This is a genomic window from Nitrospira sp. (assembly GCA_029194675.1).
GTDB lineage: Bacteria > Nitrospirota > Nitrospiria > Nitrospirales > Nitrospiraceae > Nitrospira_D.
This window is the reverse complement of the sequence record JARFXP010000002.1, coordinates 621,312-634,270: the sequence shown is the minus strand read 5'-3', so window position 1 is coordinate 634,270 and position 12,959 is coordinate 621,312. Positions and strand designations below refer to the sequence as shown.

13 protein-coding genes and 1 tRNA gene are annotated in these 12,959 nt (G+C 55.7%); 10 read left to right on the top strand and 4 right to left on the bottom strand.

Translation table 11 applies throughout. From position 1 onward, the window contains the following. Nucleotides 1-615: 615 nt before the first annotated feature. The 3 genes from P0120_11940 to P0120_11930 all read left to right on the top strand — a co-directional run bounded on the left by P0120_11940 (nt 616) and on the right by P0120_11930 (nt 2,209). Nucleotides 616-1,137: a tetratricopeptide repeat protein gene (locus P0120_11940; protein ID MDF0675029.1), complete on the top strand. Its 522-nt coding sequence runs from the start codon at nt 616-618 to the stop codon at nt 1,135-1,137. Nucleotides 1,138-1,219: 82 nt separating this feature from the next. Next, on the top strand, nt 1,220-1,720 hold the full coding sequence (locus P0120_11935; protein MDF0675028.1) for a hypothetical protein: 501 nt from the start codon (nt 1,220-1,222) through the stop codon (nt 1,718-1,720). A gap of 27 nt (nt 1,721-1,747) precedes the next feature. Next, on the top strand, nt 1,748-2,209 hold the full coding sequence (locus P0120_11930) for an isoprenylcysteine carboxylmethyltransferase family protein (protein MDF0675027.1): 462 nt from the start codon (nt 1,748-1,750) through the stop codon (nt 2,207-2,209). 545 nt (nt 2,210-2,754) lie between these two features. Here P0120_11930 and P0120_11925 read toward each other — a convergent pair. Continuing rightward, nucleotides 2,755-3,594, bottom strand: a complete 840-nt coding sequence (locus tag P0120_11925) for an aldo/keto reductase (GenBank protein MDF0675026.1) — start codon at nt 3,592-3,594, stop codon at nt 2,755-2,757. A gap of 56 nt (nt 3,595-3,650) precedes the next feature. Here P0120_11925 and P0120_11920 point away from each other — a divergent pair, with 56 nt between their 5' ends. The 6 genes from P0120_11920 (at nt 3,651) to P0120_11895 (ending at nt 8,372) form a co-directional block, all read left to right on the top strand. Beyond that, complete coding sequence (locus P0120_11920; GenBank protein ID MDF0675025.1) at nt 3,651-4,115, top strand: hypothetical protein; 465 nt, start codon at nt 3,651-3,653, stop codon at nt 4,113-4,115. Nucleotides 4,116-4,360: 245 nt separating this feature from the next. Beyond that, a tRNA-Ser gene (locus P0120_11915) sits at nt 4,361-4,453 on the top strand. Nucleotides 4,454-4,607: 154 nt separating this feature from the next. Continuing rightward, entirely contained in the window at nt 4,608-5,285 is a 678-nt protein-coding gene (locus P0120_11910; protein ID MDF0675024.1) for an FKBP-type peptidyl-prolyl cis-trans isomerase, read from the top strand. A gap of 118 nt (nt 5,286-5,403) precedes the next feature. Then, nucleotides 5,404-6,720, top strand: coding sequence for an MFS transporter (locus P0120_11905; GenBank protein MDF0675023.1), 1,317 nt, complete (start codon nt 5,404-5,406; stop codon nt 6,718-6,720). A 95-nt stretch (nt 6,721-6,815) separates the two neighbouring features. Then, nucleotides 6,816-7,343, top strand: coding sequence for a peptidylprolyl isomerase (locus P0120_11900; GenBank protein MDF0675022.1), 528 nt, complete (start codon nt 6,816-6,818; stop codon nt 7,341-7,343). 27 nt (nt 7,344-7,370) lie between these two features. Then, entirely contained in the window at nt 7,371-8,372 is a 1,002-nt protein-coding gene (locus tag P0120_11895) for an L-threonylcarbamoyladenylate synthase (GenBank protein MDF0675021.1), read from the top strand. A 95-nt stretch (nt 8,373-8,467) separates the two neighbouring features. On the opposite strand, the gene P0120_11890 is transcribed toward P0120_11895, so the two are convergent. Further along, entirely contained in the window at nt 8,468-9,502 is a 1,035-nt protein-coding gene (locus tag P0120_11890) for a S1C family serine protease (GenBank protein ID MDF0675020.1), read from the bottom strand. A 215-nt stretch (nt 9,503-9,717) separates the two neighbouring features. Between P0120_11890 and P0120_11885 the strand changes: the two genes are divergently transcribed. Then, nucleotides 9,718-10,587 carry an SUMF1/EgtB/PvdO family nonheme iron enzyme gene (locus tag P0120_11885; GenBank protein MDF0675019.1) on the top strand — a complete coding sequence of 290 codons (870 nt, stop codon included), beginning with the start codon at nt 9,718-9,720 and terminating at the stop codon, nt 10,585-10,587. A gap of 31 nt (nt 10,588-10,618) precedes the next feature. Here the strand turns inward: P0120_11885 and P0120_11880 are convergent, their stop codons facing one another. Further along, a complete protein-coding gene (locus tag P0120_11880; protein ID MDF0675018.1) occupies nt 10,619-11,491 on the bottom strand; it encodes a formylglycine-generating enzyme family protein in 873 nt (290 codons plus the stop codon). Nucleotides 11,492-11,603: 112 nt separating this feature from the next. Then, nucleotides 11,604-12,947 carry a HEAT repeat domain-containing protein gene (locus P0120_11875; protein MDF0675017.1) on the bottom strand — a complete coding sequence of 448 codons (1,344 nt, stop codon included), beginning with the start codon at nt 12,945-12,947 and terminating at the stop codon, nt 11,604-11,606. Nucleotides 12,948-12,959: the final 12 nt, after the last annotated feature.

Here is a 12,959-nt window from a genome sequence, read left to right as displayed (position 1 = left end):
ACGCCGATCTCTCGTTCCAGAAACAACCTTGAACAAAGACTCCGCCCTTTTCTCTCGCACAAGTTGACCAAACATTGACGAATCAAACCACTCTGCGCCGTCAACTATTTGACCATAATGTACTCAAGGTTAATTACGTAATCATAAATTATTGACATGCCAAAATCGGACTATTCGGTGCAACTCTTGCTTAACTTTGCCATCAGCTGTGAACGTAGCCACCTGGGAAAGATCAATGGGATGTCGAAGTGTAAGGGAATGATGATGTTAGAGCGGTTCTCGGATTTCTTTCTCGTGTTTTATGCATGGAAATGCATCAATTGCGGCGCCATGATCGACCGCACCATTTCGAATAATCGCCGAAAGAGTCTGTCTGCCCAAGGATCCCAGACCGTTGCCATGCGCTAAGAAGATCCTAACAGGAGGCCGCTCTCTCCTTCCTGTGGGGAGGTCATCTATGGCAATCGCTAGAAGTTCCGTCTCACCTCCTCACTATGCTTCCCATCTTCAAATCCATAGACCCGCCGGATTTCACAAAGTACAATGAGCTATTCGCTGTTTTTCTTCCGAGCGTTGAGGCAATGCTCCCCTGTTGCGATAGGTCCTGGTGAATGGATGATGTCGAAATGGCGTTGTGTCTTTGCAATGCTTTTGGTTCTGGCCTGCGCGTCAGGGGCGAGACCAGAGTTCGTTGTTGCAGCACCGTCCCTCGAGGAGGCGGAATTTGCGTATGAGCGTGGCGATTATACACAAGCGGCCCGGCTCTTCAGTCCCTTGGCGGAGCAAGGAGTGGCATCGGCTCAGTTCTATCTGGGCTTGATGCATGAAACAGGGCGAGGCGTCCGACAGGACTACCCAACGGCACTGACGTGGTTTCGCAAGGCAGCGGCGCAGGGCTATGCTGGCCCGCAGAACAATCTGGGCTTGATGTACGAGAGGGGACGGGGCGCCCGGAAAGACTTGGTTCGCGCGCTCATGTGGTACCACGTCGCTGCCGCCATGTTGAATGGCGATGAGAGGAAGGCAGCCTTGAAGCGCCGAGACCATCTGACGTCACAAATGACTGCAGCGCAGATCGAGCAGGCGCAGGAGATGGCACGGCGTTGTCAGCAGTCCCAGTTTAAAGAGTGCGACTAGGAGCGCGGTATGTGTGGCAGCGACCAGCCCTTGTACCTTCCTCTTCACCCTTTGCTAGAATGCGTCATCTGGCGAGGGATCTATGCACAAGGTTATCGGTATCGGCCTTTCTTTCTGTGTCCTCCTTCTCATCCTGGCGTCCTGTAAAGATCCTGGTTATCAGGTCCGTCAACCCCTGGGATACGGCGAGATGCCGCCTGGGGAAACCTGGGTAGCCATCGATAGCGCGTACCAATCCCCATCGCGAGAAATGGTGTACTACAATCCCAAGACCATTCGCCGAGACGGAGCTCTCGTGACGCTGTGGCAGTTGACAGACTATAAGTGGATGCAAGGGAACGCGGCGTCTGGGACGTTCATGATGAGCCCTCACCGGTTTTTCTCGACGAAGACGCAGAAGGAGTTTGACTGCGCTCACAACAGGGTTCGGCTATTGGCCTCTTCGGAATTCTCTCAGCATATGGGCACCGGAACTCACAATGCGGTATTGGTCGAACAAGGCGATGGGAAACCCGTGGAACCAGCCAGTATCAACCATGCGCTATGGGAAGTGGCCTGTGGGATGACTAAACGCCCAAGTTGAGCCAGCTCCTACTCGTTCCCAACTCACATGTTCAATGCACTGGAACTAAAAGTGCCCCCGCTTGCGCTCGTATTCTTGTTCGGCGCGTTGATGTGGGTCGCCTCTGCCTATTCTATGTTCACCATCGTACTGCCATGGCGTTCGGCGTTCGCCCTTATCTTTTACACCGTAGGATCCGCGATCGTGCTGGCCGGCGTCTTGACGTTTCGCCAGATGAAAACCACCGTCAGTCCACTCACACCGGAAGCGACCACGACGATGGTTACCTCGGGCATCTACCGCTTCACCCGTAACCCGATGTACCTGGGCTTCCTCTTGATTCTTGTCGGCTGGGCGATTGATCTCTCTCACCTACTGGCCTTCGTAATCCTCCCGCTCTTCGTGTGGTACATGAATCGTTTTCAAATACAACCCGAGGAACGGGCCTTAGCTTCCAAATTCTCAGAGGCATTTACAGCGTACAAGCGTTCAGTCCGCCGATGGCTATGATTTGCTCAATGCTCAGCCACTCAGCGCACGATCGCGCATGAAAAAAGAAGAGCTCATTGACCCTGTAATCCCCAGATCCGTAGTCTGGTTCTCTATGGCGCAGACCGGTAGAAAGCGCCAAGGTGGGTCAGGCCTTGAATCGTGCAACAGCAAAAGCAAAGAGGGTGTGTGCTGCTCTGCCGTCCGCTTCCCCGGTGAATGCCACGGTTGCCGGCGCCTTCTCACCATGACGCTGCGCCTTCGCGCGATCTCGGACAAGCATGGCCGGACCCTCAGTCGTTGCAACGCCAGGTCTTCTTGCTCGGTGATGGAGTTGTCGGTCAAGACCATCATCGTTTGTCCCGCCCACGATCACAGCGCACTGCGGTGACAATTTCCTTCCCGCTCAACGTGGCGCTCCGTTTCCTGAGACGTGGCCTGCTGACGCTTTTGTCGAAGTGATACTCGCTGCTTTAACAAAAAGCCCTTCAACGCGACGGCTTGATTGTATTGTCCGTCTTTGGCGGAACAATAGATACACTTGATGAGGATCTTACCAATAGTCGCTAGAGGCCGATGGTTTCGATCTGTCCAACTTCCTCCGACAGCAGGGTGAATTGATCCGATTGCAGGTCTTCTTTCATGTGCTGAGGATTCGTCGTGCCGGTCAAAGGCAGCATGCCGACTTGCATGGCAAACCGGAAGATGAGTTGCGCGAGGGTGGCCTGGTATCGTGCGGCCATTGTTCGAATCGCAGGGTCGACGAACACATCGCGATTCGCGGTCAGGAGAGAAAACCCTTGATAGATAATATGGTGCGTCCGGCAAATCTCCCGAACCTCCTTGTCCCATCCGAAGGCCGCATAGCAGCGGTTCTGCACCACCATCGGCTTGTGCTTGGCTTTCATGCAGAGCAAGGTCAGCTGATCGGCCGTGACGTTGCTGACCCCGATCATCTTCGTCTTGCCGGCATCATAGAGGGACTCAATCGCGGTCCAAACTTCCCAATCTTCAGCCCCTAGGCCACGCCGTGAATAGGGGCCATGCAACACGTACGAGTCGAGATAGTCCGCATGGAGATGTTCGAGAGAACTGGCGAAAGATTGTTGCACCTGCGTGGTGATGCTTGCTCGCGCGTCGTATGGAAGGCGATGATCTTGGCCGTTGATGGGTGTGAACTTCGTTTGCAGAAACAGCTTGTTGCGGGCGATGCCTTGCTTCGCTAGCTGTAACAGTGCCTCCCCGACCCTTGCTTCATCATAATGGACGAGTTGATTCGCCGTATCGATGGCGGTAAACCCCGCCTCGACCGCTTGCAGTACCAACTTGGTTGTCGCGTCCTTCTTCCACGCCGTGCCGTACATAAAAGAGGGAATGGAAACGTGATTGTATGTGGTCAGTGGCATCAGAGCATCTCCCATGAATTCCTACACCATACACAGTTCATGCTGATGGTCTCAACGTGAGAATAGCTGACGCCACATGCATCTCAAAGCTCCACCGCTATGCCGACATGATCCAAACGGATCTACCGGAAAAGGCCATCTTCTGGGCTAGCCCGTCTTCCGCAGTTTGCCGTGGGAAAGTGACGCGCTTGCTCTTCTGCTGTCGTGAACGCAGCCTGATTTCAGGGCCTGCTTTCAGGCCAGGGCGTGTCGTGCAGTCCGCCCCCTTGCCCGGACGTGGGCAGCCGTCAATACTCGGCCCCCTGGATGGGCGGCGCCCCACCAAGAAGCCAGGCGGCACGGCCGACGCGTGCGGGCTGTGGGTCGAGTCGATTCGGACCGTCTGCGGTCCTCGTCAGCGGGGGGGCGCCCCCATCGGGACGCGTCCCGGCCTTGACCGGGAAGAGCGGATTGGCTGGGAAGCAATCGGTCGTCTGCTTTCCCGCCCGCCTCCTCCTGAACCGGGCGGCTTCAGCGGATGACGCTGCTGCTCCCCAACCAACCCACGAGACTCGAACAGGTCGTGACGACAATGGCCTAATCGTCCAGCTACCGTAGTGGAAGAACTCGTTGCAGACGTGTTACCTGCGGAAGACGGGCTAGCCGAAGCATTATTCCTCCCTTGTACGCTTCCCATAGGCTGAGGTATGATGCCACCTCGTCGGTGACTCCCGCCCTGGCGACACTTTCCGCCGTGGATGCGGCGTGATCCTATTAATCATGACGTGGAGAGGTGGCCGAGTGGCCGAAGGCAACGGTTTGCTAAACCGTCGTAGGGACAAAATCTCTACCGAGGGTTCAAATCCCTCCCTCTCCGCCACTTCCATTGGCTCGTATTTGCGTGAAGCATAGAAACTCGCCTCGCTGATCGGTAGCCGTTTTCGGTGAGATTTCTGTTGTGAGATCGGAAAGCCTATCGTATTCTTACGGGCCACATTTGCCCATACCTCATCACAAGAAAGGACCTCTACCCCATGAGAATTCGTCTATTATGTTTTGCCATAGGGTTTCTCCTTCTCACAACCCCGCTATCGGCTGCCTCTCCAGATCCGGTAAGTGATGATCAGAAAACCCTGTACGCACTTGGGTTGGCCATCAGCCAATCATTGGGGACCTTTGCCTTAAGCGAGACCGAACTCGATATGGTCAAAAATGGCATCACTGACGGCGTACTGAAGCGCCCTCAAAAAGTCGATCTCCAAACATTCGGGCCCAAAATTCAACAACTGCAACAGTCTCGAGTGGCTGTCGCAGCCGAGAGTGAGAAGAAGGCAGGCGCCGCGTTTACGGCAAAAGCGGCTTCGGAAAAAGGAGCAACGAAGACGGAGTCAGGGATCGTCATCACCACCATCAAACCCGGCACCGGGGCCACGCCAAAGGCAACGGATACGGTCAAGGTCCATTACCATGGTACTTTGACCGATGGAACAGTATTTGACAGTTCCATCAAGCGAGGGGAACCGGCGACATTTCCGTTGAACAAGGTTATTAAGTGTTGGACAGAGGGAGTTCAACAGATCAAAGTCGGAGGAAAGAGCCGTCTGGTGTGCCCATCCAATCTGGCCTATGGCGACGGCGGGTCGCCGCCGACCATCAAACCGGGAGCCACCTTAGTCTTCGAAGTTGAGCTACTCGACATCGTCACTAACTGACCACTTCGCTGTGCCGCCTCTGTAACGAGGCGGCAAGCTATTCACCATTCGACGCCTGCCGAACACAACAACGGCCACCGTTCCCATGAATCTGGATGAATCTGGTGGTGAACCTACTGTGAGCGAGAGGACCTTCACGAATCGCGAAACCGCTGCACCACCTTCGCCCCTACGTTGGCTGATTCTGGGGCTTCTCTTTGCCATCAGTGTTGTCACGTACATCGATCGCGTCAACATTTCGGTCACCGCACGGCAGATGATGCCGGCGTTGGGGCTCACGGAGCAGGAGATGGGATTTGTCTTCTCCGCATTCGTCATCGGGTACGCCTTGTTCCAGATTCCCGGTGGGTGGCTCGCAGATCGCTGGGGCATCCGCATCATCCTCATGATCGCATTGATCTGGTGGTCCTGCTTTACCGCCTGGACGGCCATTGCCGCGACTTCTTTCCTGGCCACCCCGCTCGGAATCGTCGGCGCACTGGCCCTTGTCAGATTTCTTCTCGGTGTCGGAGAGGCAGCGGCATTGCCGACCTTTAATCGCGCCGTCACCGACTGGCTTCCCGCTCATGAACGCGGTCTCGGCATCGGCATTGCGATCGGCGGAATCGGGATCGGCGCAGCAATCACTCCGCCAATAACAGCTTGGATTATGGTCAACTATGGCTGGCAATCCGCCTTTTACCTCTCGAGCGGGATAGGGTTCGCCCTCGCAGTCATCTGGTGGTGCTTGGCCACCGATCGTCCATCGCAGCACCCCTGGCACACTCATGACGAAACAGCCTCGTCCACGATTCCAGCCACTCCAACGCGTCCTTCAACTCCGTGGACTATCCTACGAAGGACACCGAGCGTTTGGTGGCTGATGCTGAGTTACGGATGCTTGGGCTATGTCGCCTATGTCTACATGTCTTGGTTCTATCTCTATCTCGTGAATGAGCGCGGCTTCAATGTCTTACGCGGCGGATTGTTTGCTGCCGCCCCGTTCCTTACGATTCTCGTGTTCTGTCCTCTCGGCGGATGGGTCACCGATCGATTGGCGATCCGACGAGGAGTGACGAAAGGCCGTCAGATCGTGGGCATGATAGGTATGGGGCTGGCGGCTGGTTCCATCGCCTTGGGTGCCGTTGTAGAATCTCCTCATCTCGCCATCGCCAGCTTATCATTGGGTGCCGGGTGGCTCTATTTCACAGTCGGCGCATATTGGTCCTCGGCGAGCGATCTGTCACCGACCCATGCCGGAAGCCTCTCAGGTCTCATGAATATGGGTGCCAATCTCGGTGGAGCGATATCTCCGACACTCACGCCTTGGCTCGCCCAACAGTGGGGTTGGGGTGCTTCTCTCGGCCTCGCGGCCCTCATTTCCCTTTTGGGTGGAATCATGTGGGTGCGCATCCGACCTGGAGATGGACTCGTAAAAGACGGTGCTGAGTGCTGAGACGTGAGTGCTGAGCAATACTCTCAGGACTCGACACGCAGAACTCAGCACTGTTGGCAAGACCTTGCCACTCCGATCATCGCCTTGTTACATTCATGACGATGGCACTTGAGTTCAGAAAAAAAGATCCCCGCGTCACAATTGTCACGAGATTCGGTGAGATCAAGATTCGATTCTACTCTGACGCGGCACCTCGTCATGTGGAGAACCTTATCAATCTCGTCAAGATGAGGTTCTATGACGACACGACGTTCCATCGGGTGGTGCCTGGGTTCATCATTCAGGGAGGCGATCCATTGAGCAAGACTCCCGACCGCATACTCCACGGTACGGGCGGACCAGGGTACTTTCTTTCGCCCGAACCGAACGACCATCCACATAAGCGCGGCGCGGTATCCATGGCAAAAATGCCCCGCGAGAGCAACAGCACGCGCGACTTCAACGACAACGGCTCACAGTTTTTTATCTGCGTCGGAGAGAACAGCGGTTTAGATCGGCGCTACACCGTGTTTGGAGAAGTCTTTCGTGGGATCGAGGTTGTCGACAAGATTGTCGGTGTCCCTCGCGACGAGCGAGACAACCCACTCGATCCGGTCAGGATTACGATGACCGTGAAAGAGTAATGGAGTGGGGGTTAGCACGGCATTCCTATGGGTTGGGAAACCGATTATTTGAACGGTGCAATCCTCTCGGCAGAAGATTCCGAGTCCATCCGACTAGCAGGAAAGATCATCAAAAGAGGTGGACTCGTCGCGTTTCCAACCGAAACAGTCTATGGACTCGGCTGCGATTCGATGAATGCCGACGCAGCAGCGAAGGTCTTCGAAGCCAAGCAGCGTCCTCAGTTCGACCCGCTCATCGTCCACATCGCTCATCTCAGCCAGTTGGATACTCTGATCGCCTCCCTGCCTCCCATAGGTCACAGACTCATAAATGAGTTTTGGCCCGGCCCCCTGACTTTGGTCCTGCCGAAGCAATCGACCGTTCCAGATCTCGTCACCGCCGGACTTCCGACGGTTGCAGTCAGAATGCCGAACCATCCAGTGGCACAGGCGTTGATTCGGGAAGCAGATACCCCCATCGCCGGTCCCAGCGCCAACCCCTTTGGCTATGTGAGCCCCACGACCGCTCAACATGTTGCTGATGGGCTTGGGAGCAAAGCAGATCTCATACTCGACGGCGGACCCTGTCCGGTTGGGGTCGAATCGACGATCGTTTCACTGATAGGACCACAGCCGGAATTGCTGCGTCCAGGCAGCATCACCATTGAACAACTCAACGCCGTCATCGGCTCGATTCATCGGTCGTCGCCTGTGAATCAAACGCCGATGGCGCCCGGTCAATTAGCACGCCACTACGCAACGCAGACGCAATTGACGATCTTAGGCGCGGTCGGAGCAAGGCCTATCCTGAAAAATGATGAGCGCGCAGGGTTGCTGATCCTTTCGCAAGCACGAGATACCGACGATCGCTTTGCAGCTGTTGAAGTTCTATCGTCGACCGGTGATCTGAGGGAAGCCGCACGACACCTGTTTGCAGCGCTGCGGAGGCTGGACTCCCTTGGGCTCGATCGGATCTACGCAGAACCGTGTACCGAAGAGGGGCTTGGGCTGGCAATTATGGACCGACTGCACCGCTGCGCGGCGTCATGACAATCACGCCATCGCATACTCTCACAAACTCTTGGGGCTTTTAAGGATCCGACAACGCTTGACAACCCGTTCACCCGTTACCAGTCTTATTCCCCTCACCCACCGCCCAGCACGACATGGAACGTCAGATCAACATCAATTCGACGCACTTTGACCGATACCTCTTGGCCCGGGCTTGTCCGCTCGATGAGGAAATTCTTCAGCTGGGCTCCATCAAGAATCTCCGTATCCTCGATGGCCAGCAAAATATCGTGTTTCTGAATACCTGCCGATTTTGCTGGTTCCGCGACTTCCTTCACGGCGACACGCAACTTTGTGCCGTCTTTTACCGAAGTCATGTGGACCCCAAGTCTGGAGAAGGCAAGAGGCCTACCTGAAAGAGCTGCGTTGATGATGCGCTCCGCAAGGATTCCTGGAATGACAAAGGTCAGGCGACTGCAATGAGCCTGGGTCTCTTCTTTATCGGTTTGGATCACGGCATGCACGATGCCGACAATTTCTCCTTGGGCGTTGAACAGCCCACCTCCTGAATTTCCACTGCAGGTCGAAAGGTCGGCCTGGATGAGACGGGTATCGACGGTTTGCAGAAATGTATTGGTATTTCCGATTTTCCCAAAGGCCATGGTCGGCCCCCAACCAAGCGGATAACCGATTGTGAAGACTTCCATCCCGGGTGATGCCTCGGCCGAAGTAAAGGACGTCCCTGCCTGCAATTTGGAGCGATGCTGTTCAGCAACCCGATACACGACGATATCCATGAACGCACTGTCGCTCACGAGATCGGCAGGAAGTTCATGGAGATCATTCGTGAGCACGCGAATCTGTTTCTGAACGACGACGCCCGTTGGAAGCTCGTGTTTTTCTACGGCATGTCTTGCGGTAATTACATAACCGTCTCGTAGATGAAACCCAGTTCCTCGGACGACGACCTTCCCAGGCCTTTCCGGCATTCGCTGATCTTGTGTATCAGCTAGGATTCCTACGGTCGCCTGTCTCGCTCTAAGAATCGCGTCCTGGCTGAGTTCCATCGTTTCGGCATTGCGCGGGAGGGTGAGCATTATCGTGGCGATCCAAACGCAGTACACAGGAAAGCGCAGGTAGTGAGCTGCCAACAGGTGATGCGTGCTCATTCAATGCTCCTTTCCAAAACCGTGTACAGGTCAGGGCTGCATACTATAATCGGATCGAGTTATTACTGAAAGAGTGTTGAATGGCCCAGAACGTCCTGATCGTCAGTCCGAACTATTGTAAGCTACAGACGTCCGGTTTATAGTGCACCGCCACCTGGAACGCCATGAACCTCTCGGGCAAGACTTCATGCCGCCTTTGTGCGTGGTCTGTGATCATGTTTTCTCTCCTGGTCATCATGGGAAACCCCTCTCTCGCAGAGACCGGCTCAAAGCCCTCCCCGGAACTGGCCCGCCATTTAACGGACATCGCGAGGCTGGCCAGACCGTCGCCGATGCTCACCATCCCGGCTGGTACGTTTTTGCTCGGGAGCAACAGAGTCGATGACGACCCCTATGGAAACCGGACCCAATTTGACGATACGGAACTGCCTCAACATCGAGTTTGGTTGGATGCTTATGAGATGGATCGAGATGAGGTAAGCCTTGGAGAATACGTAGCCTTTCTGCAGAAACAGAAGCTTCATCCCTCGGACGAGCTCCAGAAACTCCTCTGGCACGTCATCACCGTCCATTCCGTCTCCGACCAGACCTTGACCCGCTGGCCTGCGCTCTATGTCACATGGGCAGAGGCGAACGATCTATGCGTGGCAAAGCACGCCAGACTACCGACCGAGGCCGAATGGGAAAAAGCGGCGCGAGGGTCTGAAGGCATTCCCTACCCATGGGGTGAAGCAATTCCCAGCTCCACACTCGCGATGTTCGGGCAGCATCATGTCCATGAGATCCCCATTCTTGCAGCAGTCGATTCCTATAAGGAAGGCAAGAGTCCCTATGGCTTGCACCATATGGCGGGCAACATTGCCGAATGGGTGCAGGACTGGTTCGGATTCGATTACTATGCCTATATGCCGGAACGCAATCCGACGGGTCCAACCACCGGGCGCTACAAGAGCGTTCGCGGTGGATCTTGGAAAAGCAACCGCGTCATGCTTCGAACGGCGACCCGAGGCGGCGCCCCTCCAGACCAACGTGCCGCGACGATCGGCTTCCGGTGCGCACGGACATTGACATTTGATATCCCCTAACCTACAGAAGTCGCCTCGGCAGCTGAACGTCTTAAGGAGTTGACGGATTCCCGGCTGACCGTTTCATCGCCGCATCGCTCGCGCAACGAAATCCTGTGGACTCATTTCGGACCGTTGGATCGCTCTCGACACGAGTAAAGATGCGAACCGTGGGCGTCTCGTTTTGCCAACCCGCGCCCCTGATCACTTTCTTTGTGCCTGTGTCCGGACCTTTCGGATTCTTTTTCGGGCTCTTCTCATAGTATCGAGCATCGTACCAATCATCGACCCATTCCCAAACGTTGCCGGCCATGTCATACAGGCCATACGGGCTCTTGCCCGCCTCATAACTTCCGACGGGCATCAGAGTCTTCTCCCCGATCCACGGCTGGTTGTAGTTAAGATGCTTGGAGGTCGGTTCAACGTTCCCCCAAGGGAATCGTCTATCGGACGTCCCCTTGGCCGCCTTTTCCCATTCGGCTTCAGTGGGGAGTCGTTTGCCAGCCCATCTGCAATAGGCTTCGGCATCAAACCAATCAACATTGATCACGGGTCGATCGGTCAACGAATCGGTGATGCTCTCTCCTTGCCAGAGGTTTCTTGTCGGATTTCTTGGATTCTGTGGAACGCGATGTCCTGTGGACTTCACGAATTCCAGATAACGGCCGTTTGTCACTTCAAATGTGTCGATCGCAAATGTATCAACGAACACGTCATGACGTGGATATTCATCGCGTCCTCCGTCACGGGCTCCAGCCGGCACACCCATCGGGAACGAGCCGGCCGGGACCACGATCATTGGCGCGCCGTCTTTGCTCGTCGGCGGCTCGATCGGATCGTGCCCCGGTGGCTCATTTGCGAACAGAAAGGAGTCGTTGAGCCCGAAGCCCAACAGCGCCAACACAGCAAGAATCCGAATGGCCATGGACACAACTCCTTCTACAAGAAGAGCACGGGTTCATCGAACCATAAGCATAGGGAACGACTCCGGTCCAACGATATCGATGAACGTAGCGGCACAACGGCACGTCCCTAGCCTAGTTTTTCGTGAGCACAACTTTCAACAGCGCTCCTCCGGCCGTCGCCCGAACTGCATCATCCTCGTCGTGCAGACTCTGTTTGAGGAGTGGGATCGCATCCACCCCATCAATCTTTGCCGTTGACTTGATCGCCGCAATCCTCACTCGAGGCACCGTATCCTGAACCAGCAGCATCAAGGCCGATCGCGCCGGCTCTCGATTCGATTCTCCGGCATGCCCTAAGGCTCGTGCCACGGCAGCGCGAACGGCGGGCTCATTCGTGTTCCTGAGAGCCTGCACAGGACCGGCTACAATCTCATACCGTTCACCCTGTTCCAGCAACGCGCCGATGACGAACGCTCTGACTGCCGCGTCACGATCGTCGAGAGCCCTATTCAGGGGCGCGCGTACATCAAATCCGCGCAGCTGCCCTAGGCTGACGGCTGCGGCGATCCGTACGGGTGGAAGAGGGTCTCTCAGCAGTCTGGTCAGCGCAGTGACTGCTTCTGCAGTGGGCACATGCGCCAACCCTGTGGCGGCAGCCCCGCGTACCGACGGCTGTTTGTGCTCACTCGACTCGATGAGAACCGGCAAAACCTCTGTCGACGGCCGATCAACCAAGGCACGAATCGCCGGGGTCCGTTCATCTGGATTCGGCGCCTTCGCATACTGGAAGAGCAGTTCACAGCCCTTGGGTCGTTTCAGATTACAGAGCACCTCGGCGGCTGCGACTCGCACCCGTATCTCAGAATCATTCAGTAGGGGCTCGACGAGCGGGATGACGGAAGTATCACCGGATGTTGCAAACCCCTTGAGTACCGCCACCTTCACCAACACCGCCTGATCTTCCAAGGCCTGTCGGAATCGAGTCGAATGGCGTCCCTCGTTCAGCTTCGCAAGTCCTTCAGCCGCTAAGGCTCGGACAAGACCGGATCCGTCGCTGAGCCCATCTTCCAGGAATGGAATCGACTCGGGGTCGTGCCAGTCCTTCAGGGCGGTATAGGCCGCACCACGCATTTGCTCGCGCATGTCCTTCGTCAGGCCAAGGACAAATCCGAGTGAGATCTCACGAAGGATCGACGGATCATCGCGCTTCAATACCTGCACGAGCTCATCATAGTTTGTAAGGGCATCCTTCGGGTTGCCCAGTCTCAGAAGTGTGCGAATCTTGAGTCGACGAACATCCGGTGTGCCCAACGTCTGAGAATCGAGCTTGTCCAGCCCTTCAAGAGCCTTCTGATACTCCTGCTTGTCATAGAGTGCCTGACTCTGCTGAATCTGCGATGCCGTTCCTCCAAACGCAGATCCAGCCATAGGAATGCACCAGACAAGGGTGAACAAGACGATCGCACGTTGTCGCATGTTCAGCGGATT

What these genes read in the sequence shown, in the direction of transcription:
- P0120_11940 (MDF0675029.1), top strand. Translation starts at nt 616, where the DNA reads ATGATGTCGAAATGGCGTTGTGTCTTTGCAATGCTTTTGGTTCTGGCC.
- P0120_11935 (MDF0675028.1), top strand. Translation starts at nt 1,220, where the DNA reads ATGCACAAGGTTATCGGTATCGGCCTTTCTTTCTGTGTCCTCCTTCTC.
- P0120_11930 (MDF0675027.1), top strand. Translation starts at nt 1,748, where the DNA reads ATGTTCAATGCACTGGAACTAAAAGTGCCCCCGCTTGCGCTCGTATTC.
- P0120_11925 (MDF0675026.1), bottom strand. Translation starts at nt 3,594, where the DNA reads ATGCCACTGACCACATACAATCACGTTTCCATTCCCTCTTTTATGTAC.
- P0120_11910 (MDF0675024.1), top strand. Translation starts at nt 4,608, where the DNA reads ATGAGAATTCGTCTATTATGTTTTGCCATAGGGTTTCTCCTTCTCACA.
- P0120_11900 (MDF0675022.1), top strand. Translation starts at nt 6,816, where the DNA reads ATGACGATGGCACTTGAGTTCAGAAAAAAAGATCCCCGCGTCACAATT.
- P0120_11895 (MDF0675021.1), top strand. Translation starts at nt 7,371, where the DNA reads ATGGGTTGGGAAACCGATTATTTGAACGGTGCAATCCTCTCGGCAGAA.
- P0120_11890 (MDF0675020.1), bottom strand. Translation starts at nt 9,502, where the DNA reads ATGAGCACGCATCACCTGTTGGCAGCTCACTACCTGCGCTTTCCTGTG.
- P0120_11885 (MDF0675019.1), top strand. Translation starts at nt 9,718, where the DNA reads ATGTTTTCTCTCCTGGTCATCATGGGAAACCCCTCTCTCGCAGAGACC.
- P0120_11880 (MDF0675018.1), bottom strand. Translation starts at nt 11,491, where the DNA reads ATGGCCATTCGGATTCTTGCTGTGTTGGCGCTGTTGGGCTTCGGGCTC.
- P0120_11875 (MDF0675017.1), bottom strand. Translation starts at nt 12,947, where the DNA reads ATGCGACAACGTGCGATCGTCTTGTTCACCCTTGTCTGGTGCATTCCT.